This window comes from Pseudomonas sp. DE0010 (assembly GCF_007680745.1).
In the GTDB taxonomy this organism is placed as follows: Bacteria; Pseudomonadota; Gammaproteobacteria; order Pseudomonadales; family Pseudomonadaceae; genus Aquipseudomonas; species Aquipseudomonas parafulva_B.
Genome location: NZ_VEJQ01000278.1, coordinates 1 through 243, shown reverse-complemented (window position 1 = coordinate 243; position 243 = coordinate 1). Strand labels below are relative to the sequence as shown.

Sequence of the window (243 nt, the reverse complement as noted above, 5' to 3'; positions counted from 1 at the left end):
ACGACGCCTCGACCGATGGCACCCGGGAAATCCTCCAGGACTACGAGCGCCGCTACCCCCGGCTGATCCGCCTGATCCTGCAAAAGGAAAACCAGTACAGCCAGGGCAAGCCCTATGGCATGCCGGTGTTCCAGCACGCCCGCGGCGACTACATCGCCTATTGCGAAGGCGACGACTACTGGAACGATCCGCGCAAGCTGCAGCTGCAGGTGGACTTCCTGGAGAACAACCGGGACTACGCCC

General features: G+C 63.0%; 1 protein-coding gene. It reads left to right on the top strand.

Going from position 1 to position 243, the window contains the following annotated elements; translation table 11 throughout:
- Positions 1-243, top strand: a 243-nt coding sequence (locus FS767_RS22535; protein WP_144968300.1) for a glycosyltransferase, incomplete at both ends; no start/stop codon positions are given.